Annotated in this window: 19 protein-coding genes and 2 tRNA genes; 11 read left to right on the plus strand and 10 right to left on the minus strand. The window is 44.6% G+C overall.

Annotation, left to right across the window (positions count from 1 at the left end; translation table 11 throughout):
- Positions 1-104: 104 nt before the first annotated feature.
- The gene (locus J3U67_RS07100; RefSeq protein WP_267404525.1) at positions 105-1,475 is read left to right on the plus strand and encodes an NAD-dependent succinate-semialdehyde dehydrogenase; all 1,371 of its coding nucleotides are present in this window, start codon (positions 105-107) and stop codon (positions 1,473-1,475) included.
- A gap of 101 nt (positions 1,476-1,576) precedes the next feature.
- Here J3U67_RS07100 and J3U67_RS07105 read toward each other — a convergent pair whose 3' ends face one another.
- From J3U67_RS07105 to gluQRS, 9 genes are all read right to left on the minus strand, one after another.
- Positions 1,577-2,059, minus strand: coding sequence for a hypothetical protein (locus J3U67_RS07105; RefSeq protein ID WP_267404527.1), 483 nt, complete (start codon positions 2,057-2,059; stop codon positions 1,577-1,579).
- Positions 2,060-2,088: 29 nt separating this feature from the next.
- A complete protein-coding gene (locus tag J3U67_RS07110) occupies positions 2,089-2,451 on the minus strand; it encodes a DUF423 domain-containing protein (protein ID WP_100139829.1) in 363 nt (120 codons plus the stop codon).
- A gap of 264 nt (positions 2,452-2,715) precedes the next feature.
- Positions 2,716-2,997, minus strand: a complete 282-nt coding sequence (locus J3U67_RS07115) for a hypothetical protein (protein ID WP_100139828.1) — start codon at positions 2,995-2,997, stop codon at positions 2,716-2,718.
- 253 nt (positions 2,998-3,250) lie between these two features.
- Positions 3,251-3,373, minus strand: a complete 123-nt coding sequence (gene cydX, locus J3U67_RS07120) for a cytochrome bd-I oxidase subunit CydX (RefSeq protein ID WP_267391225.1) — start codon at positions 3,371-3,373, stop codon at positions 3,251-3,253.
- Between the two features lie 58 nt (positions 3,374-3,431).
- Positions 3,432-4,580: a cytochrome d ubiquinol oxidase subunit II gene (cydB, locus tag J3U67_RS07125; RefSeq protein ID WP_100152306.1), complete on the minus strand. Its 1,149-nt coding sequence runs from the start codon at positions 4,578-4,580 to the stop codon at positions 3,432-3,434.
- A 9-nt stretch (positions 4,581-4,589) separates the two neighbouring features.
- Entirely contained in the window at positions 4,590-6,134 is a 1,545-nt protein-coding gene (locus J3U67_RS07130) for a cytochrome ubiquinol oxidase subunit I (RefSeq protein WP_267391227.1), read from the minus strand.
- 399 nt (positions 6,135-6,533) lie between these two features.
- Positions 6,534-8,192 (minus strand): amino acid ABC transporter ATP-binding/permease protein, encoded by a 1,659-nt coding sequence (locus tag J3U67_RS07135; RefSeq protein ID WP_267404530.1) that lies wholly within the window; start codon positions 8,190-8,192, stop codon positions 6,534-6,536.
- The gene (gene cydD / locus J3U67_RS07140; protein ID WP_267404532.1) at positions 8,189-9,892 is read right to left on the minus strand and encodes a thiol reductant ABC exporter subunit CydD; all 1,704 of its coding nucleotides are present in this window, start codon (positions 9,890-9,892) and stop codon (positions 8,189-8,191) included. Before cydD ends, J3U67_RS07135 begins: the two co-directional genes overlap by 4 nt.
- Positions 9,893-9,930: 38 nt before the next feature.
- Positions 9,931-10,824 carry a tRNA glutamyl-Q(34) synthetase GluQRS gene (gene gluQRS / locus J3U67_RS07145; RefSeq protein WP_267404707.1) on the minus strand — a complete coding sequence of 298 codons (894 nt, stop codon included), beginning with the start codon at positions 10,822-10,824 and terminating at the stop codon, positions 9,931-9,933.
- A gap of 247 nt (positions 10,825-11,071) precedes the next feature.
- Here gluQRS and tsaB point away from each other — a divergent pair, with 247 nt between their 5' ends.
- The 10 genes from tsaB (at position 11,072) to J3U67_RS07195 (ending at position 20,649) form a co-directional block, all read left to right on the plus strand.
- Entirely contained in the window at positions 11,072-11,755 is a 684-nt protein-coding gene (gene tsaB / locus J3U67_RS07150) for a tRNA (adenosine(37)-N6)-threonylcarbamoyltransferase complex dimerization subunit type 1 TsaB (RefSeq protein WP_267404534.1), read from the plus strand.
- On the plus strand, positions 11,752-12,183 hold the full coding sequence (gene rimI / locus J3U67_RS07155; protein ID WP_267404536.1) for a ribosomal protein S18-alanine N-acetyltransferase: 432 nt from the start codon (positions 11,752-11,754) through the stop codon (positions 12,181-12,183). The genes tsaB and rimI overlap by 4 nt, the downstream gene beginning before the upstream one ends.
- On the plus strand, positions 12,177-13,028 hold the full coding sequence (locus tag J3U67_RS07160; RefSeq protein ID WP_267404538.1) for a uracil-DNA glycosylase: 852 nt from the start codon (positions 12,177-12,179) through the stop codon (positions 13,026-13,028). The genes rimI and J3U67_RS07160 overlap by 7 nt, the downstream gene beginning before the upstream one ends.
- Before the next feature lie 90 nt (positions 13,029-13,118).
- Positions 13,119-15,092 (plus strand): cation:proton antiporter, encoded by a 1,974-nt coding sequence (locus J3U67_RS07165; protein ID WP_267404709.1) that lies wholly within the window; start codon positions 13,119-13,121, stop codon positions 15,090-15,092.
- 65 nt (positions 15,093-15,157) lie between these two features.
- A tRNA-Val gene (locus J3U67_RS07170) sits at positions 15,158-15,233 on the plus strand.
- Between the two features lie 33 nt (positions 15,234-15,266).
- A tRNA-Asp gene (locus J3U67_RS07175) sits at positions 15,267-15,343 on the plus strand.
- 981 nt (positions 15,344-16,324) lie between these two features.
- Complete coding sequence (locus J3U67_RS07180) at positions 16,325-17,275, plus strand: ABC transporter ATP-binding protein (RefSeq protein WP_267391234.1); 951 nt, start codon at positions 16,325-16,327, stop codon at positions 17,273-17,275.
- Positions 17,275-18,075: an ABC transporter permease gene (locus tag J3U67_RS07185; protein ID WP_267391235.1), complete on the plus strand. Its 801-nt coding sequence runs from the start codon at positions 17,275-17,277 to the stop codon at positions 18,073-18,075. Before J3U67_RS07180 ends, J3U67_RS07185 begins: the two co-directional genes overlap by 1 nt.
- 400 nt (positions 18,076-18,475) lie before the next feature.
- Entirely contained in the window at positions 18,476-19,447 is a 972-nt protein-coding gene (locus J3U67_RS07190) for a LysR family transcriptional regulator (RefSeq protein WP_267391236.1), read from the plus strand.
- A 194-nt stretch (positions 19,448-19,641) separates the two neighbouring features.
- A complete protein-coding gene (locus J3U67_RS07195; protein WP_267391237.1) occupies positions 19,642-20,649 on the plus strand; it encodes an aldo/keto reductase in 1,008 nt (335 codons plus the stop codon).
- Between the two features lie 88 nt (positions 20,650-20,737).
- Here the strand turns inward: J3U67_RS07195 and J3U67_RS07200 are convergent, their stop codons facing one another.
- Entirely contained in the window at positions 20,738-21,778 is a 1,041-nt protein-coding gene (locus J3U67_RS07200; RefSeq protein ID WP_267404540.1) for a zinc-dependent alcohol dehydrogenase family protein, read from the minus strand.
- Positions 21,779-22,320: the final 542 nt, after the last annotated feature.

A 22,320-nucleotide genomic window follows, 5' to 3' on the forward strand; every position in this document is an offset into this window, starting at 1 on the left:
CACATTAAAGCCGCACTGGTAATTACCAGACGGCACGTTTCTCTTGTCTTATATATTTACAGACAAAACATTCTTAATAGCATATCTATAGGGAGTAGCTACACATGGCATATCAATCTCTCAATCCGTTCACCAACGAACTGACTAAAACTTTCAACAATCACACAGACGCTGAAGTAGAAAACATCCTCACTCAGGCCTATACGCTGTATCAGTCTGCGTGGTCGCAGCCACAAAACATGAGTGACAGACAGGCACTTTTACGCCGTCTAGCAGATGTCATGACGCTGCATCAAGAAAAAATTGCTCGAATCATTACTCAGGATATGGGTAAACGTCTGGCCGAAAGTCGAAATGAAGTGGTTAACTGCATTGAAATCGTGCAGTATTATGCCGAACAGGCGGCCGAATTACTCAAACCAGTAGCCTATCCAAGTAAGCTAGGTAAAGGCTGGGTAGAACATCATCCCATCGGAATTATTCTGGCGATTGAACCATGGAATTTTCCAATATATCAATTGATTCGTGTGATTGCGCCAGCAATGGCTGTTGGCAATCCAGTGGTCGCCAAACATGCAAGCAATGTGCCGCAATGTGCACAACTGATGGAAGATTTGCTGCATGAAGCCAATGCACCAGCAGGTGCCTATACCAATTTGTTTGTTAACACACAGCAGATTGCCACTATTATTAGCGACAAGCGCGTACAAGGCGTGGCGCTCACCGGTTCTGAAGGTGCCGGCAGCATAGTAGCCGGACAGGCTGGCAGCAAATTGAAAAAAGCCACCATGGAGCTGGGTGGCAATGATGTCTTTGTCGTGACTGAAGATGCAGACGTGGCGGCAGCAGCACATACGGCCGTTGGTGGCCGCCTGTTCAATGCCGGACAGGTTTGTATCGCCGCAAAACGATTTATCGTGCATGAACAAGTGGCCGAAGAGTTTATCCGAATTGTCAAAGAAGATTTTGCCAATGTGGTAATGGGAGATCCACTAGATGAACATACCACACTCGCACCGCTATCATCTCGCAAGGGCAAAGAGGATTTGCAGAAACAACTTGATGCAGCTATCAGCCATGGCGCCAAAGTATTATGCGGCAATCAGCCAGCTGAAGGTAACTTCTTTACCCCTACCCTGATTACTGATATCAGCCGCGACAATCCAGCTTATTTTGAAGAATTTTTTGGTCCGGTAGCGCAGCTGTATGTGGTGAAAAATGATGATGAAGCTGTCGCTCTGGCCAATGATTCTAATTTTGGGCTGGGCGGTACCGTGTTTTCGAAAGACATCGAACGCGCTAAAAAACTGGCTTCACGTATCGAAACCGGTATGGTATTTATAAACCGCTTTGGGGATTCAGTGGCTGAGCTGCCATTCGGTGGAGTAAAACGCTCCGGTTTCGGCCGCGAACTGAGCGATCTGGGCATTAAAGAATTCGTAAACCACAAACTGGTGGTAGTTGGTCAAGAATAAATTTTCTTTATTAAAAAAAGCAGTCTGTTATTCAGACTGCTTTTTTTACACTTCATCTATGCCATCTTTAGAACACATCAACACCCAACTCAAACAAATATTTATTTTCGGATATTAAAATCCACCTGCTGAGGCAAATTTTTTGGCACAATCAATAATACAAACGGATGCATCTGATAATCAAGCGCGGTACCGTTGTGGATACGTATATCTAATATCAGTTTATCCCGCGTGCGACTGAGTGCCATAGGGGTGATATCAAGCTGCCGCTGCACAATTCCAGCATCATAAACCAGAACATCGTGAGTGTTAAAATCAATCGGTGTTGGCTGACCATTAGGTCCCATAGTTGCAGCCATAGCAAAATAACTTGAAAACTCTGACGCAGTATTGATATGCCTTGGTACCGGCCGGTTGACCGTATTTTTAATAAAATAGTGTCTTGCCTCTTGATAAGGAACGGTAGTAACAGCCTGTGCTTGGGGCACCAAACCTTTTGCCGCTTTTGCTGTAACTCGATGACAGGCACTCAGAAAAGCAGCCACCAACCAAGCCAACATTATGACGTAAACCGTACTGCGCATACCACACCTCCTGTCTGGCAAAATTGCCGCTAAGACTGCTTAAACGCCATCCAAGCTAGCGTTAACCAACCAATAATCATTGTTACCCCACCTACTGGTGTTATAGCACCCAGCCAGCGTGGTAAACCTAAAGCCATCAGATACAATGAGCCACAAAAAATAATTAGTCCCAGCTGCAACAGCCAGAATGGAGTTTTAACGGCAAAAGCCGGTACAGTTCTGGCCAGCACACCGAGCATCAGCAATCCCAGTGCATGCCAAAAAAAATACTGTGTGGCTGTATGCCACCATTCAAGCTGCTGTGCACTGGCCATCTGCTTTAAACCATGTGCACCAAATGCACCGAGCATTACCGCTAGAGCTAGATTTATTGCTGCCGTACCTAACCACATATCATTCCCCTTAATTTATTCAATCATAAAATCTGTTTCACTGATCATATATCAGACACCCAAATACTGTATTGCTGCCAGATAACCACAGTATATCTTCCACCCGTGTGGATAACAAACCACATTACTAATATGTTACCCACCACCGATCGAGCACCAATCGCTTATACCATCGCCCTTAGCCAAATAGCCAGTAAAAAAACAGGCCAATCCCAACGATTGGCCTGTTTTTCATTCTTTACAGGATAAGCTTGAATCAGCAGCTTATTTGCAACTGATACCAGCAATCTGCGGTGTCTGTCCTGTGCCTACTTTAATCACACATTTAGTACTGCTGGCACCGGATACTGTTAGATTTCCAGCGGCCAAATTCATATTCAGAGGCTCTTTCACACCCATTTTTACAGCGGTGCTGGCCAGCTTCTGCACTTCTTCCGGTGCATAGGAAGTATTGTTGCCGTCAATTTTAATATCCTTAGCGCCAGCGCTCATAGCCAGCAGCATGGAAACAGAAAACATCAAGCCATTACGTATCAATTTATTCATCGGAGTCCTTTCCGAAAAGAATATCCATCAAACATAATAATATAAAAATGCAAAAATTTCCAGAAAAATTAATCTCTTCACCCCACATCTACCGCAAAAGTAGCAACTGTATAGATACTTGCACCACTCAATGAGTATACGCCGTAAGCAATAAAAAAAGCTGTATACCCGTTACATAGGTATACAGCAAACCAAAGGAACTGTTCAGATTAGCTGAGCTTATTCCACTCAGCCTGATTCTGCATATATTTTCTTACGATTCTGATGAGCTCTGCTCTAAAGAATCTCTATCCTGCTGATATTCGCCCCATAATGCATTCACTACACCCAGCAATATGGCAAAACCAATGCCTAAACACCAAGCAAAATACCACATAATATACTCCCGTCTGTTTAACCAGACCTGCCGGTGCGTACCGGCAGGTACTACGTTATCAATATGCGCTGTGATCGTTGCGGCGGATATGCTCACTGGTTACCTTACCGCGCATCACACGGTAGCACCAGCTGGTATAAAACAGCACAATCGGCACAAAGATAACCGCAGCCACCAGCATAACTTTCAAAGTAAATTCACTGGAGCTAGCATCCCATACTGTTAAACTCGAACGCAAATCGGTATTGGATGGCATGATAAATGGAAACATAGCCACACCAGCAGTAGCAATCACTCCAGCTAGACCCAGTGCAGACGACCAAAACGCTGCGAATGCTTTACCATTTTTGGCCAGCAGCCAAGCCAGAATAAAGCCCAGATAAGCCAACACCGGAATCACCAGCAACAGCGGATATTGCTGATAGTTTTGCATCCACGCACCCGTGGCGGTGACCACCTGTTTATGGAGTGGGTCGGGTGCGGCGGCTGGTAGATAGCTACCGGCTACCATGCTGTAGCCCTTGATACCCAAATTAATCCACAGACCAGCCAACGAAAAGGTCACCACTACCACTATTAGCGCGATGGTACTTGCTTGCAGCGCACGTTTTTTCACCACATCTTCCGTACGTAAAGCCAGATAAATGGCACCGTGGAAAATAATCATTGCTGCTGAAACCACACCGCACAACAGACTAAATGGATTTAGCAATCCCCAAAAACTACCGGTGTAGAAAGAACGCAAATCATCATCAAAATGAAATGGCACCCCTAAAAGCAGATTGCCGAATGCAACACCAAAAATCAGCGGCGGTACAAAACTGCCAACAAACAATAACCAGTCCCAGCTGGAGCGCCATAGCGGATTATTAATTTTACTGCGGTAATCAAACCCCACCGGCCGGAAAAACAGCGCCCATAATACTGCCATCATCGCCCAGTAAAAACCGGAAAAAGCAGTAGCATATGCATAAGGCCAAGCAGCAAAAATCGCGCCACCTCCAGTAATAAACCATACTTGATTGCCATCCCAATGCGGGCCTACCGTATTAATAATCACACGGCGCTCATTATCGTTTCTGCCCACAAACGGCAGCAAAGCGCCAACCCCCATGTCTTGCCCATCCATTATGGCAAAGCCGATCAGCAGCACGCCCAGCAGTAACCACCAGATGAATTTCAATACCGGATAATCCAAGAATTCCATGCTCAACTCCTAATGCTCTGCTTCATTGGCATAGCGACCCGTGCCCAGCGAGCCCGGTCCCTGACGCGAAAACCGTACCATCAGATAAACTTCCACAATCAGCAGTATCGTGTACAAAGTCACAAAGCCGAAAATAGAACCCCATAGATTGGCGGCAGTTAACGAAGATACAGACAGATTAGTGGGCAGCACGCCGTATACCGTCCACGGCTGGCGACCATATTCGGCCACAAACCATCCTGCTTCACAAGCAAGCCATGGCAGAGGCAGACTCCAGAACGTCCATTTCAGCAACCAGCGCTTTTCTGCAAAATTATTTTTAACCGAAGCATAAAATGCCACTGCCATCAATAACAGCATCAGAAATCCGCACAGCACCATAATGCGGAAACTCCAGAACATCGGAGCCACACGCGGAATAGTTTCCCGCGCCGCATGTGCAATATCAGCTTCAGTAGCCTGCCGCACATCTGGTACATATGATTTCAGCAGTAAACCAAAGCCTAAATCATCACCATATTTTTTCAGGTTTTCTTTAGCCAGCTCGTCAGAACGATTTTTACGCAATGCTTCCAGTGCAATTACTGCTTCACGTCCGTTACGGATACGCTCAATGTTGTCAACAATGATTTCCTTAATTCCCGGAATTTGCTTATCCAACGAGCGCGTACCAATCAAGCCCATTGCCCATGGAATCCGGACTGTAAAATCATTTTTCATCGCATCTTCATTGGGCAGAGCAATCAAATTAAAAGAAGCTGGCGCCGGTTCTGTTTCCCACATGGCTTCTAGCGCAGCCATTTTGGTTTGCTGTGATTTACCAACCGTATAGCCGGATTCATCACCAAGCACTATCACCGACAAAATCGAAGCCACACCAAAACCCACCGCGATACGGAAACTTTTCTTAGCAAATTCCACATCCTGACGCTTCAACATATACCAGGCAGAAATCGCCATCACGAAAATTGCACCAGTCACATAACCGGCGGAAACTGTATGCACGAATTTATTTTGCGCCACCTCGTTCAGAAAGATTTCCGAAAAGCTGGTCATTTCCATGCGCATAGATTCAAAATTGAAATGCGCACCCACCGGATCCTGCATCCAACCATTGGCTACCAAAATCCACAATGCAGACAAATTGGTACCCAGCGCCATCAGCACCGTAACCAGCAGATGGCCAGGACGACTCAAGCGATCCCAAGCAAAAAAGAACAAACCTACAAACGTAGATTCAAGAAAGAAAGCCATCAGACCTTCAATTGCCAGAGGGGCACCAAAAATATCACCCACATAATGTGAGTAATAAGACCAGTTAGTACCAAACTGGAATTCCATGGTAATACCGGTAGTCACCCCAAGTGCAAAATTGATACCGAATAATTTACCCCAGAAACGCGTCATATCCTTATAAATTTGCTTGCCGGTCAGGACATATACTGATTCCATAATGACCAGAATCCATGTCATCCCAATTGTGAGCGGCACAAACAAAAAATGATAAAGCGCGACTAGAGCAAACTGCAGCCGAGACAGCTCCACCAAATCCATAGCCTTGTTCCTTGTTTTAATTAATTAAATTTTATTCAGTAAAATCACAGCCCGAATAGCACATATATTCCAATTACATAGATAAAATAATACTATTCAAATCGAGAATATGAAACTTAACATAAAATTTTTCAAATACTTATAATTAGAATAAATTTAAAATTGTAAAGTTTGATTATAAATTACCGAAAAGATATCACACATAATTAAAAAATACTTACTCTACAACTTAAAAAATTCATACACATATAAGTATAAATTATAAAACAATGGATTTATCAATTTTTATTATCTGCACAGCATTAACTTGATTTAAATCAAACAACGTGTTTCTTTTCAAAATAAAAACAGCCACAATGTGGCTGTATCAATACGCATACTGCAACAAAGACATACCGCTTAACTCGTGCCCACTTGCAAAACCTGTGCTTGTGGCCATGGATTAGCTTGATGACTGGCCACAACCAAAATGCCATGCTGCTGATGTTGCTGAAGCATTGCAGCCAGTGCAAACTGCGTATCTTCATCCATACCTGCAAAAGGTTCATCCAGAATCAGCAGCACATAAGGGCGCAGCAACAATCGAGCCAGTGCAATCCGTCGCGCCTGCCCGCCTGAAACTGCGGCACCGTATTCTCCCAGCGGCGTATCCAGCTGCTTAGGCTGATGCTCAGCCCACACCATCAGCCCCACACTTTCCAGCACCGCCCATAGCTCTTCATTAGTCGCGTCCGCTTTGCCCAGCCGCAGATTCTCTGCCAGCGTTAAATCAAAAATATCTAGCTGCTGTGCCAGATATCCCACCTGCCTTGTCCATTGCCAATGCGCAAACGGCCTACCATTACAGCTTAGCTCACCATCATTTGCCTCCAGCTCTCCGGCCAGCACCGCCAGTAAAGTAGACTTACCGGCACCGGAGGCACCTTGCAACAATAAAATATCCCCGTTTTTCACATCGAAACTAATATGCTCAGCACCATTCAGTGCCTGTGGCCAGCGCGCACACAAATTTCTTGCCTGCAAATGCAGTTGCAGAGGTAAATCTTTTTTTGGTTCAGACACCGGCACACCACTGGGCACAATCGCATTGAGACGGGTACAGGCAGCGCGACACAAACCAAAAGTCATCACATTCATTCCCAGCACCAATACCAGCTCAGCAAAGCCGAATATTGCCAGCAGCAAAGCTAGCAACATCGCCACAGACAACTTTCCTGTACTCAACAAAGCACTACTCTGCCACAATAGCACCGCAGCCGCTGCTGCGAGACACAACTGCTGTAGCAGCACCACTTTACCCGCCAGCCGCTGCTGACTTAGCTGCGCGCCAACATAACTCCCATCTTCTGCAAAAAATGCAGTCGCAAAACGTGGCCATTGCTGCCATTGCAATAGTGCGGTTAGCGCCTCCAGCGGTTGCAGTAAAGCAGTTCGCCGCGTTTCAGCCTGCATCGCTTGCCGCCGACCCCAATTCTGCCCGTAGCCAGCAGCCAATGCCGGAATTACCAGTGTTGCCAGAACCAAAGGAATACTCAGAGCTAGCGTTAGCCCGCCACCGGCTACAACCAGAGTTAAACCAAGAATACCCAGCAACAACATAAACGCCCACAACCATGGCAACACCACATTCAGCGGCCAATTATTCAAGAGTTCAATATCACTTAATAACCGATGCATCTGCTGAAGCGAGCTCACTTGCTGCTGTCTGGCAACGGCCAACCGCGCAAACAGACCACTGCGCAAATCAGCCAGCAATCCCAGTACCGCATCGTGCGAACCCAGACGCTCGCCATAGCGTCCAGCCGTACGTAAAATAGCAAGCAAGCGGATAACTCCTGCTGGCGTAAAATAATTAAAGGTATAAGCCGTAGCCAGACTCACCATTCCTGCCAGCCCTGCCGCCGTAATAAACCAGCCAGACAAAGCCAGCAGCGCAATACCAGCAATTGCCGTAGCCTGCCCCAAAACCCACGCCAGAATCCACGCACCCTGCCGGCTGCGTAAAAGACCCGATAACTTTAGCTCCCGCCCCGACCACAACAAATCATAACGTTTCATCGCACCCGCTCCTGCTCAGAAGACAGCATTATTTCTCGGTCTGTCCAACCTGCATAACTCACATCATGGCTCACTAGCAACACCGTCTTGCCATAGCTGAGTCTGTCCAGTAACCGCATAATTTCTTCTGCTGTTTGCGCATCCAAATGTGCAGTCGGCTCATCCAACAGCCACAAAGGGGAATTGCGCAGCAGCATCTGTGCCAGTGCGAGACGTTGCAACTGTCCACCTGACAATCCCTTGCCTCGCTCACCCAATAGCGTATTTAACTGAGCCGGCAGCCTCTGTACCAGCACCCACAAACCCACCTGCTGCAACACTTCACGCAACTGCTCATCTGAAGCACTGGCATTAGCCAGCCGCAAATTATCAGCAATCGACAATGCCAAAATCGGCGGCGACTGCGCCAGATAAGCCACCGATTGTCTGAGTAGTGGCAGATTCAAATCGACATAATCATATTGATTAATCCGTAAAATACCGGAGTAAGGTGCAAATCCAAGCAAAGCCTGCAACAGACTCGACTTACCACTACCACTGGCGCCCCGCAGCAGCACTCGCTCGCCAGCCTGTACACTGAAACTAAACTGAGGCAACCTCACCCGCTTATCTCGCCCGTAAACCACCAGATATTCACCTCGCAGCTCAGGCGGACTCTGCAATACAAAATCCACCTCAGCAGTGGACGCTGTCACCGTTTCAGTAACTTCAAACAAAGGGATTAATGCCTCTGCTGCCGCTTCCGCTTTGGCCTTATCATGATAATTCGCACCTAGCTGGCGCAGCGGCGCATAAAATTCAGGAGCCAGCAGTAAAATAAACAACGCCCCCTGATAAGGTACCGGCACCTGACCATTTGCCCACGGCAACACACCCAGTAGCCCCAATCCCAGATACACCGCCACCAGTGCAATCGCCAAGGAAGCAAACAACTCCAACACCGCCGTAGACAGAAATGCCAGACGCAGCACCGCCATAGTACGCTTGCGGTAGGAATGAGCAGCCGAATCAATTGCCTGCTGCGCAATCTGCTGTGCCCCCAGCCGACGTAACGTCGGCAGACCACGCAATAAATCCAGAAACCGACCGCTCAATGCAGCAAGCGCCGACAATTGCGCCCGATTTTTCCGCGCAGCAGCCTGCCCTAGCAGAATCATAAACACCGGCACCAATGGTGCCGTCAGCAACAACAAAGCCGCTGCAAAAGGACTGTAAAAACAGGTTGCAGCTGCAATCAGCAATGGCATCAGTGCTGCCAACTGCTGTTGCAGCACATAATGGCTAAAATAACCATCTAGCGCATCCACCTGCTCTAACACCAAGGAAGACAGCGCGCCATCACTGCCATATTGGCTGCGTTCCGGCCCCAGAAAAGCCAAAGCGCTTAACAACTGGCTGCGTAGCTGCATGCGGATAGACGCACTGGCTTGCGCCACCAACCGATCTTTAAAATAATTCAGCAACGGTCGCAGCAACCAACACACCAGCAAATAAGGCAGAAACTGGCGGAGAGCCGCCATCACATTCTCACCACCCAGCCACAATGCAAACAGATTGGCCAATAAAGCACTTTGCACGATAATTAATACCGCTGCCGTCAGCATCAGCACCCATGCCAGCCGGAAAGACCGACGCTGGCGCTTTTGCCACATACGCAGATAAAAACGCGCAGAAAATGCTTGAACATTTGGTGTAGCCAACCTGCTTCTCCCTTTAATCTAAAATCCCTTACCTAAAACTATTCAGCCACAATAGCGTGTGGCCGAACACGCTCTAGCCGCCAATGCAATACCGCCCATTCCAGCAAATCCGCCAAACTATCCACTTGCGGCGCCAGCGGCAGCCCCAGATAAAGCAAAACCTGCCGTAACAAATCCTCACGTCGACGCACATCCAGTGCCGGTGCCCGCGTCTGCTTTGACCACTTCTGCCCCTGCGCATTTGTTAACAACGGCAAATGAGCATACTCAGGCTGAGCAAGACCTAACAATTGCTGCACATAAATCTGCCGTGGCGTCGACACCAGCAAATCCTGACCACGCACCACATGATTTACACCCTGTGCTGCATCATCGACCACCACCGCCAGCTGATAAGCCCAGCAGCCATCCGCACGCAGCAAAATAAAATCGCCCGTATCACTAGCCAGACACTGCTGCTGCCAGCCCTGTACCGCATCATGAAAACCGATAATGGCTGTATCTGTGCGTAAACGCCATGCCGGAGGTTTATTCTCAACTGCAGATATCGCTGCATCATTTAATGCACATCTACCACCATAAATTACGCCATCCACACCCATACCCCGTGCTTCAGCCTGCACCGTCTTACGACTACAAAAACAAGGATAGACTCTATTCTGTGCACGCAAGGCATCCAATGCCGCCGCATACAAATGATGGCGGCGGCTCTGATACACCACCTCACCATCCCAGTGCAGCGAAAATGCCTCCAGTGTCGACAAAATAGAAGCAGCCGCACCGGGCATTTCCCGCGGCGGATCCAAATCTTCCATACGCACCAGCCAACGTCCCTGCCGGCTGCGTGCATCCAGATACGAAGCCACAGCCGTCAGCAGTGAACCAATATGCAATAAACCAGTCGGACTGGGCGCAAACCGCCCCACATACATCTCAGCCACAAACCGCTTCCATCCTGAACATCACTTGCAACTTGACATTCCATTTGCAAAAGAACAAACCACCCAATTCACATAGCAGCAAGCTCTGCAAGATAAACAATTAATTATTAAAATTTACCCCATAATAGCATTTATTAGCCCTGCCCCGGTCATAATGGATACAGCAAACTCAGACATCAGGGTCATTTAAAAAGCTATAAAAAGGTATAATCCACCCATCTAAACATTCTGACACACCATGATCAGTACCAATTCACGTCTGCTGGTGATCGATACCAGCACCGGCTACCTATCATTAGGCCTTCATCACAACGGACATACCCACAGCATTTACGAAGCAGTGGGCGCAAAACAGTCTGAACTGATATTACCGCGTATCCGGCAACTGCTGGAAACAGCAAACCTAACCCTAGCCGACCTGAATGGCATAGTCTATGCACAAGGGCCGGGGGCTTTTACCGGTCTTCGCATCGGACTGGGGGTAGCAACCGGTTTAGCTTTGCCGAACAACCTACCTCTGATTGGTATACCTTGTCTGGACGCTGTGGCTGCACAGATGCCAGATCAACCATGCGTACTGGCGGCTACCGATGCCCGCATGAACGAACTCTTTTATGCCTGGTATGACACCCGTAATCTGAACCGCCTCACTGATTATCGCGTTGACAGTGCCAGCAACATCCACCTGCCAAACGGCCATCTCCATGGCACCGGTGTCGGCAACGCTTATGCATTGGATATTGAGTTACCCGTCACAGGGCAAAACCAAATGCCGCAAGCAGACGTATATGCACAACTGGCTTTAACCGGGCACTATCCCGTAACCACCGCTGCAGAAGCAAGCCTACATTATGTGCGTAACAAAATTGCCTTAACCGCCACCGAACAAGCGGCCAGACGCTCAACAGGACAGCCAGCATGACCATACGTCCTGCTCAACTAACCGACATTCCAGTTTTGGAAACGCTAGAACAGCTTTGCAATCCATCACCATGGTCTACAGCCCAGCTAACCAACAGCGTCTCTGCAGCTCAGCACATCTGGGTTGTCGACCTACCCGAACATGGCATCGTAGCCATGCTAGTATGGCAAAAAATACCGAATGAAGCAGAAATTCATCTGCTTGACACCCATCCAGCACACAGACGCCAAGGCTATGCCCAGCAATTACTAAATCATCTCTTTCAAATTGTACAAGCAGAGACTATCGACCGTATATTGCTCGAAGTACGCTCCAGCAACATGGGCGCCATCAAGCTGTACAAGCGCAATGGTTTTGAAAACTGTGGCTTGCGCAAAAGCTATTATCAAAATGGTGAAGATGCCATAATCATGGAAAAACGATGTTAGACAGCCGTTATCTGTATTTACACGAAGCACTCGGGCTGGGACCGATGTGGTTGGCACAGACTGCCTGCCTGCTCCCCGTACAGCCAGCTCCGGCACAAACTGTCACAGCTAAGCAACCTGCACCACCAAGCAAATCTGTACATTCCAGTACCAGTGCCATACAGAATCCAACAACAAAAGAAACTATCCATCAATCACACCGCGCAGCCCTTCAACACATCATCAGGCAGCCACCTCAAGCAGCTAGTGAAACCACGACCACCACTCAAACTGAAGAACGGCAAAACTTCTGCAGCCAGAGCACAACAGACAATTTAAAACTCAGCTACGAAGCCATACCTGCAGCATTAGCTGCCTGCACCCGCTGCAACCTGCATCAGGAGCGCTGCACGCCTCTATCTGGCTATGGTTCGGCAAATGCTCGTCTACTGGTTATCAGCACCAATCCGGCACCACCTGACGACAGCAACCAGCAACTATTCAGCGGCGAAGTCGGCCAACTGCTCAGCAATATGCTCGCCGCCATCAACATTAGCTCCGAGGAAGTTTTCTATACCAGTCAAGTAAAATGTGCGCCCAATGTTAGTCTTAAAGTAACCAGCGAACAGCTACAAGCATGTCTGCCTTATCTGAGTGCACAAATCAAACACATTCAGCCTCAGGCAATATTACTTTTAGGACAAACATTCAGCCGCCTTGATCAATCAGTGCTGGCTCAGAATCTGCACAACATTCCCTATGTCATTTCTCCTCATCCGGCTAGATTATTGCGCCAAAGCCATTTAAAAGCCACAGCATGGACCGCATTAAAACAATTGCGCAAATATTTACATAAACTCACCTGAAAAAATCAGCAATACTCAGGATTATCCGCACAAGCCAAAACATCTATGTTAAAATATGATAATAAAATTTTAATTAAATAAAATCAAAGAATTATGCATATTTCTCTTGGCCCTGTCGTGATGATTCTTTTGGTAGCCGTTTTGGCCGCCATCATCTGCCGACGTCTGCACATTCCCGCCATGCTTGGCTATCTCGTCGTCGGTTTTATGGCCGGTCCGGGCTGGCTGCATTTAATTAACCAAAGCCATGCCACTGAATTCATCGGTGAAATCGGCATCACCTTCCTCATGTTCAGCATCGGACTTGAATTTTCCATTGGCAAACTCAAAGCCATGCGCCGGCTGGTACTTGGACTAGGAGGACTACAAGTTATCCTTACGCTCCTAGCCCTGTTTATCATTTTTGGGCTGATGGGGATTCAACTTACATGGGCTTTTACCCTTGCTGCCGCCATGACGATGTCGTCTACCGCTATCGTCAGCCGCATTATGGTTGAAAAAAACGAACTCAGCCAACATTACGGCCACATGATTATGGGCGTACTGCTGATGCAGGACATAGCCGTCGTACCCTTAATGATTCTGTTTCCAGCACTAGCACACAGTAGTGACGGCCTAATACTGCAAATGGGCAAAGCACTTCTAACTATGGCACTGGCACTTGGTTTGTTGCTGATAGTCGGCAGCAGAATCATGCCCGTATGGTTTCGCTTAATTGCACGTACCAAGTCCAGTGAACTTTTCATGATAAACGTATTGCTGGTGACCCTTGGCGTGGCCTATCTCACCCAATTGGCCGGCCTGTCACTGGCACTTGGTGCATTCGTTGCAGGCATGCTGATATCCGAAACCGAATACCGTTATCAAGTAGAAGACGACATTCGCCCCTTCCGCGACATTCTCCTCGGTTTTTTCTTTATCACCATTGGCATGAAGCTAAACATACAAGTATTACAATCCAGCTGGCTCATGATACTGGTTCTATGTGCTCTTCTCATTGTCCTTAAAGCAGGGGTTCTCTACGGCATTGGCCGCTACATGAAAGAAAACAGCAGCGACAGCACAAAAACAGCCTTGTATCTGGCACAAGGAGGCGAATTTGGTTTTGTTATGCTTGCCATCAGCGGTGCGCTTGGACTTATCTCACTCAATTTGCAACAAGCTGCCATCGCCGCCATCCTACTCTCCATGATACTGGCGCCCTTTATCATGAAAAGTGCAGATAAACTCTCAGGATTATTGGTAAAACGCAGCTGGGACGAACAGGCTGCTGACTTGCAAACCATACTCGTTGAAACCATGAACAAGTCCGACCACATCCTTATCATCGGCTTTGGACGTTGCGGCCAGAGCATCGCCCGCATATTGCAACAAGAAGACACACCCTACTATGCCATTGATTTGGATGCTGAGCGCGTTGCCACAGCCAAAGCGGCCGGTGAACCAGTCACCTTTGGTGATGCCAAACGACAGGAAGTTTTGCAGGCAGCAGGCTTGAAACGAGCCAATACCGTACTCATTACCATCAACAACATGACCGAGGCCAAACACATCCTCAACAACATTATGCTTATTGCACCCACCATGCCTGTAATCGTGCGCGTAACCAACGACGACAACATTCCAGTGTTTACCAACATGGGTGCAGACGACATCGTCTCCGACGAAAAAGAATCAAGCCTGACATTGGCCAGCCAAGCATTGCTCAGTTCCGGCAAACCATTTGATGAAGTGTATCAAATCATGCAGCGCATCCGCCAAAACCGCTACCAAGCGCTCGAAGGCCTGTTTGCTGGCAGCGATGATGAACTGTCCGAAGAAAACATACATTACTATCGTCAAGCCTTCACCCTACCACCTGATGCTTTTCTCGTCGGCAAAAGCATCAACGAACTCCCACTTGAGAAACTAAAAATCAAACTGCTTTCTGTACGCCGCAATGCACATCAGCTACGCGCATTCAGTCCTGATTTTCAGTTTAAGGCCGAAGATACACTTGTCGTACTTGGTCCTAGAGACAAAGTAATACTCTTTGAAAACTGGTCATTACAAGGTACAAGCTAATTTTTTCACATCCAACACTTGCCAGCCGACAGCATATCTGGTTTAATAGCGTCTTTCCCAAGTACGGGTGATTAGCTCAGTTGGTAGAGCGTCTGCCTTACAAGCAGAATGTCGGCGGTTCGACTCCGTCATCACCCACCAGTTTTTTGTTTTATGCAATAGCGTAAAACTTGCGCGGTGGTAGCTCAGTTGGTTAGAGTACCGGCCTGTCACGCCGGGGGTCGCGGGTTCGAGCCCCGTCCGCCGCGCCANATAATATAAAAAAGCACAGCTTATGCTGTGCTTTTTTATTATCAGCCTTACCCAAGAATTTTCACACTAGCCAATCTTGTTAAGAATTCAACAAATATATCCCCAGTAGCGATCAACTTGCATTCTTCTCTAGAGCTAAAAATTTCTACTTCAGCATCATCCAAACAAGCCAGCACTCAAGCACTATCCTGCTTGCCAAGCTTCAACACAAATTGGGGCTACATTCCAGTATTCATACTAATTAGTAAAAAAACAATATAATCCAAATTTTTCAGAATCCTAATAAACCAAGAACTTTAGAACCAACAAAGACAAAATTGCTAATCTTTTAATAAGCCTTAAATAAACTTTGTTGCCCTAATAAAAATGTTTTTAAATCATTATTGAAAAATAAACGATATCAAAAATTTAAAGAGGTACCTAAAATACTGGGTATAAAATCAAGAAAATATATACCAATGTATTTATTAATATAAAAATATTCAAAAAAATCTAAAAACAACTTTTATACCAATTTAACCAATCAATTGATTTAAAAAAGATTAAAACGAACTAATAAAAAATAATGACATATTAGTAGCCATACTTTCATTTCTAAAAAAATGTGGCCGCAATACCTCAGTGTAAAATCATCAATCTGAATAAAACACTTGGTTACTTATCAAGGTCTAATCCGTAATAAAAAAATCAAACCCTTTTAGCTGTAGATTAAATCAATTTCACAAGTTATCTGTTAAATATCCTAGCCCAAAAAACCACAAAAATCTAAAAACTCATACATATCAACTAATGCGCACAAACATAAAAGTTACCCTGCATATTTATTAGATATAATTGTTAATTTTTGTATAATACATTATTATTCAAAAATATTTTTAAATCATTATTCATATATCTTTTCATCGGAGACAAATATGCAAAACTTGAAACTCTTGCATCAAATCGATTCACAACAAAACAAACAATAAGAAAGGCTTATCGTGAGCAATACTGATTATCTGATAGAAGTAAACCAAGTTTCCAAAAAAATTTCAGGCCGGCATATTCTGGAAAACATCAGCTTTAAAATTGCCCCCGGACGCATCATGGGATTTATAGGCCCAAATGGCGCTGGTAAAACCACCATGCTGAAAATGCTTACCGGCCTAATGTTTCCCAATAGCGGAGAAATCAAAATCTGTGGTTATGATATCCAGAAAGATTTTGAAAAAGCGGCATTCAATTTAGGCACAATAATCGAAAACCCGGAATTCTATAATTACATGTCTGGTTTCAGAAATCTGCAAATTTTTGCCAATATGAGCCGCCGGGCCATCACCAATGAAGAGATCATGCAAACATTGGCTCATACTGGACTTAAAGGCGCAGAAAAGAAAAAAGTAAAAGGCTTCTCCCTAGGCATGCGGCAAAGATTAGGTGTTGCCAATGCCACCATTCATCAGCCTAAAGTTCTTATTCTGGACGAACCCATGAATGGGCTTGATCCAGAGGGAATAAAAGATTTTCGTAGCCTAATGAAAGACTTTGTCTGCGACGGCAACAGCATTATTATTTCCAGCCATCTCCTCTCCGAATTACAGGAAATTGTTAACGATATTTTCATTATCAATCGAGGAAAACAAATATATGCAGGCTCCATACATGATTTTCTAGGGAAATCCAATAATATCATTCATCTAGAAGTCGGAGGAAACATATTACAGGCTGAAGAAATACTTCAGCAACATGGTTATCAGGTAAACAATCAGCTTAACAGTCTCGAAATCATGATTAACCAATTTGAAGAAGACCCAAGAGCACAAATAGCCAAACTACTAATTGAACACAATATACCCCTGCTGAGCATAAAACTAACCCAAAGCTCACTGGAAGAATCATTCCTCAGCATCATTCATAACGATAATCAAAAGTATCAAAAAGGAATTAAATAATGAAGTTAATTTTAAATGAATGGCGTAAATACCTTAGTAAATCCACCTACACAATTGTTATGCCATTAATATTATTGTTTGTATATATCTTTTATTATGGCGGAATATATCTAGCCATCAGCAAATCAGATACAGCTATTACACCTGAAAAATCAGAAAAGATATTTATTTGGGGGATGACAATATGCTATTATTATTCAAATTATATTGCCATATTAATGGCATCTAATACACTGAGCACAGAAATATCCCGTGGTACAATCAAATTTATTCTTACCCGCCCTTACCAACGATATAAAATACTACTAGCAAAAATAGGCTCCATTATTCTGCTTATGCCGGTATTACCGATATTAAGTGCAATCGGTGTTTTATTATTACAGCTATTGGCCACAGCTCATCTGCCCGAATTCAATGCAATATTGAAAACGATCGTGTTATTTATTGCACTCTCATTAGTCGTAACGATATTTTACTCCTCTCTAGCACTACTACTTTCAACCTTCACCAGCAGTACCGCCTTTATAACCGCCTTCTGTTTTATGTATTATTTCTTTGCAGATATTCTGTGGAAAATTATAAATTTACGCTATTTTGATTTATCCCCAGATAGTTTAATCTATAAATTATCCCCTTTAAACGCAAATAATTATTTGATTGAATTAGTCAAAAACACATACTTTCAATCTGTAGATAAAGATTTATATATTACCTTTACGGCCAATATTGTCTATACCTGCATCTTATTTCTTATAGCAGTTATGATATTTAGACGGCGGGATATATCTTTAGCCAATTAAACTTAATCTAATAAAGAAGTTCACGAGCTGAATTGGCATTGCAAACCTACCAATTCAGCTAAACTTACTCACACCCTGTTCTTGATATTCATCTGTACTGTTGGTATAGACCATTAGATTAAACCAGTATCCACTTCTCTTATACCTGTTTGATTACACCCATTCTTCAGTGTAAAAATTTCACTGTCTGGATCTTTGTAACTGGCTTCATTTTTTTAGATACTGCATCATCAGTTGCTCATAATGAATTTTTTTTCAACAGATTGCAAATACCGGCAAAATTATGAAAATAAATAAATAAATTAACATTTCGCAACCAGAATACATATATTTTTTTGAAATTAAATTGATTTATACTATCTCTATTGCTGTTTTTTCATTACTTTAAACAGGGGAAAATATGCTTTATTCACCACCGCCTCAGGAACAATTACATCCAGACAATTCAGTTCTTTACAGCCGGCATCTGCCAACTATAAAGCAGCTGCAATACTTTCTGGCAGTGTGTGAAGAAGGTAATTTCCGGAAAGCTGCCAGCCGCCTAGGCATTAGTCAGCCGCCGCTATCTATGCAAATCAAGGAATTGGAACAAAAACTGCAAACTACTTTGCTGGTGCGCAATACCCGTTATGTGTTGCTGACCGAACAAGGCAGAGAATTCAGGGAAAAAGCGAAAAGCTGGCTGGAAGGTTTATCACAGGCAGTCAATTATGTGCATAATTTGCCTGCTGGTAAGGTAACAATGGGTATTACCAAGATTCTTGGTTTTAATTTTATTCCACTGTTCAGTGAATTTATCCGCCGCTTTAATCAACATATCGACTTGTTACAGCAAGATTATACTTGCAAAGAACTTATGGCTGAATTTAATAAAAGCAATATAGATATGGTGATTATTTCTGAATATAAAAACACCAGCCTTCAAGCCAAAAGTTTATTAGTTCATCGGGAAAAACTGGTTTTGGCTTTGCCCGAGCAGCATCCTGCCAGTGTAGAGCAAGAAATTGATTTAAATATGGTGCAGGATTTGCCGCTGTATTGGTGTAAGCGTTATCAGCATCCTAATTTGTACGATAAGTTACAAAAGGTAAATAGTCAACTTAGCAAGCCACTGTTGCTAAAAGAAAAGTTACCAAATTTTTTGACTATGCTTATGGAAATAGCTATGGGCAGAGCCATGTTGCTACTACCTGATTCAATGGCACAGGCTCAAGTAGCAGGCGTGGTATATAAAAAACTTACTGCGAAATATGAACAAATGCTTTCGATGGATATGCATCTTCTGTGGCATACTTCAGCTATGGATAATCCTACTATTCTGGCCATCACGGAATACTTTACACAACAAGATTTACCTAAAGAATCAGCATAAGCTAATGTTTGTGATAAGTAAAAATTTACAACCATATTGATATGTTTTTTGTATCAATAATTTTGTATTTCTCTAAACAGATTTGATTAATTACTATCAGTATCAGCAATTAAGCATTGTTCAGAGCTGCGCCGAAAAGATAAATTCCTGAAAGACACAGTTCTGGCATTATTTCACTGATAGGAAAATCAATAATGACTCAATCTCTACCACAAAGAAAACTTGGCCAGCATTTAACCGTTTCAGCTATTGGCTATGGTGCCATGGGGCTGAGTGAATTCTATGGCGACATTGATACAGCTAAAGCAAGCTCAATGTTGCATGAGGTAATCGACAGCGGCGTTACGCTAATTGACACAGCCGATATGTATGGGCGCGGAGCTAATGAAAAGCTGATTGGTTCAGTATTAAAAACCCTGCCGGCTTCAACCCGCGCTGGGCTGACAATCGCGTCTAAGTGCGGTATAGACAGAAACAGTACTTCCGGATATAACCGCAATATTAATAACCATCCAGACTATATCAGAAAATGCTGTGATGAATCTTTGACACGACTAGGTATTGAGCAGATTGACCTCTATTATATCCACCGTATTGACCCAGATGCGGTAATAGAAGAAACCATGCAAACTTTGGCTGATCTGGTAAAAGAAGGCAAAATTGCCAATGTTGGTTTATGCGAAGTATCTGTGCCTGTATTACAGCGCGCCTGCGCTGTTTATCCGGTGGATGTAGTACAAACCGAATATTCTTTGTGGACACGCGAAATTGAAGATGACATCCTTCCAGTTTTGAAAAAATCAAATATTGGTTTGGTGCCTTACTCTCCACTGGGTCGTGGTTTCCTGACTGGTAAAATTCAAAACAAAGACGAATTGTCTGAAAATGATTTCCGCCGCACTAACCCACGCTTTCAGGATGAGAATCTGGAACATAATAAACGGCTTCTACAGGCACTCGAACCAATGACAGTTAAATACAACTGCACTATGGGACAAATTGCACTGGCCTGGTTGCTGGCACAATGGGAACATATCGTACCAATTCCAGGTACCAAAAACCCTAAATATCTGCACGAAAACAATCAGGCAAGTCTGTTAAAGCTGGACGCAGCTGATGTTCAGACTTTAAATGATTTAAAAAATACTATCAACATTCAGGGCGAACGTTATACCCCTGAAGGCATGAAAGGTATCTTTTAATTTTAAAGCATAGCAATGTAAAACATTATTGAAAAAATATATTCCCTGCCAGATAGTTAATTACCGGCAGGGAATTTTTTATCATAAATTAATTATCAATAACTAACAAAGACTTAATCGCCTTACGCTGATCCATGGCTTCATATGCAGCCTGAATATCATTTAATGCAAAACGCTGGGTAAATACTTTTCCCGGCTGAATTTTTTCATCCAACACTGCTTGAAGCAACAAATTCTTATCGTAAGTGGTTACGCTGGCGATACCGCCACGCAGCCCTATATTGCGCCAGAAAATATCACCTGTTTTAATTTCGTTTTGATGCGGAACGCCAACACAACCTACAACAGCTCCCGGCCGCGCAACCGCGATAGCAGTTTGTAAAGATTCTTCACTGCCTACACATTCCAGCACCGCATCCGCGCCTGCTCCAGCCGTCATGGACAAAACTTTTGCAACAGCTGATTCGCCGCGTTCGGGCACAATATCTGTGGCACCAAATTCCTGTGCCAGCGCTGCCCTGTCTGGGTGGCGGCTCATGGCAATAATGCGTTTTGCTCCACGTAGTTTGGCTGCTATTACACCACATAAGCCGACGGCACCATCTCCCATCACCACCACAGTATCCCCCGCTTTAACTTCAGCACTGGAAGCCGCATGATAGCCTGTAGCCATCACATCAGCCAGTGTTAGCAACGAATTGAGCACTGCGTCTGAATAATCCTGTGGCTGACCAGGAATTTTTACCAGAGCCCAGTCAGCGTTACTGAAACGCAGATATTCTCCTTGATAGCCGCCATTGCCACCATCTTGTTTGTTCAGGCAGTTACCATCAAAACCAGCCTCACATGCAGCGCAATGGCCACAGCCATGGGTGAAAGGGACGATAACAAAATCACCTTTTCGAATATGAGTTACGGCATCGCCAACCTCATCTACCACACCAATGGCTTCGTGACCCACTGTGCTACCAGACTCGCGCTGACTGATACCGCGAAACCACCATAAGTCTGAACCACAAACACAGGCACGAACAATACGAATAATGGCATCAGTGGGCTGCTGAATAACTGGTTTGTCCATTTCTCGTATGGCTACTTTACCGGGTCCCACAAAAACGGCAACTTTCATCTTTATCTATCCCTATCTTATTGAATCGGTTGATTCCAGATTCATTATATTGCTTATAGCGGATAATTCATCTACTTTGATTATCTTACTTCTCCCACCGGCACTGGTAAAGTTGATACAAACTCTGCCCTAACTGACAAACCAATTTTCAGATCAAATTTTGTTCATATCGCTTTTCCAGTAATTCTGTTTTATACAGGATTTTATTAATAGGGTAATAATTAAAGTTGTTTAGGAAATATAAAAAGTCTATTTTAGTGCTATTGTTTTTGCTGCGGTCAGGCTGTTGTACCTTCCATTTATTAGTAGTATCTGAAAGATGAGCGCAGCAACAGTGTGAATGTTTGCATCAGCATTGTAATCTAACCAATAATGAAGATATGACCAAAAATTTCAGTGCGTTAAAGTTAGCAAAAGCTATTATTACAAGTGTTTTAAGCCTAAGCTGCCTATCAGCTACGAAGGAAGAAAGGTTATTTCGACACTTCGTTTGCCGATGGCGCTGTTGATACTACAAATATTTGCGGCCATTTCATCGTGGT

The organism is Snodgrassella sp. B3837, from assembly GCF_026535955.1.
Lineage (GTDB): Bacteria > Pseudomonadota > Gammaproteobacteria > Burkholderiales > Neisseriaceae > Snodgrassella > Snodgrassella alvi_E.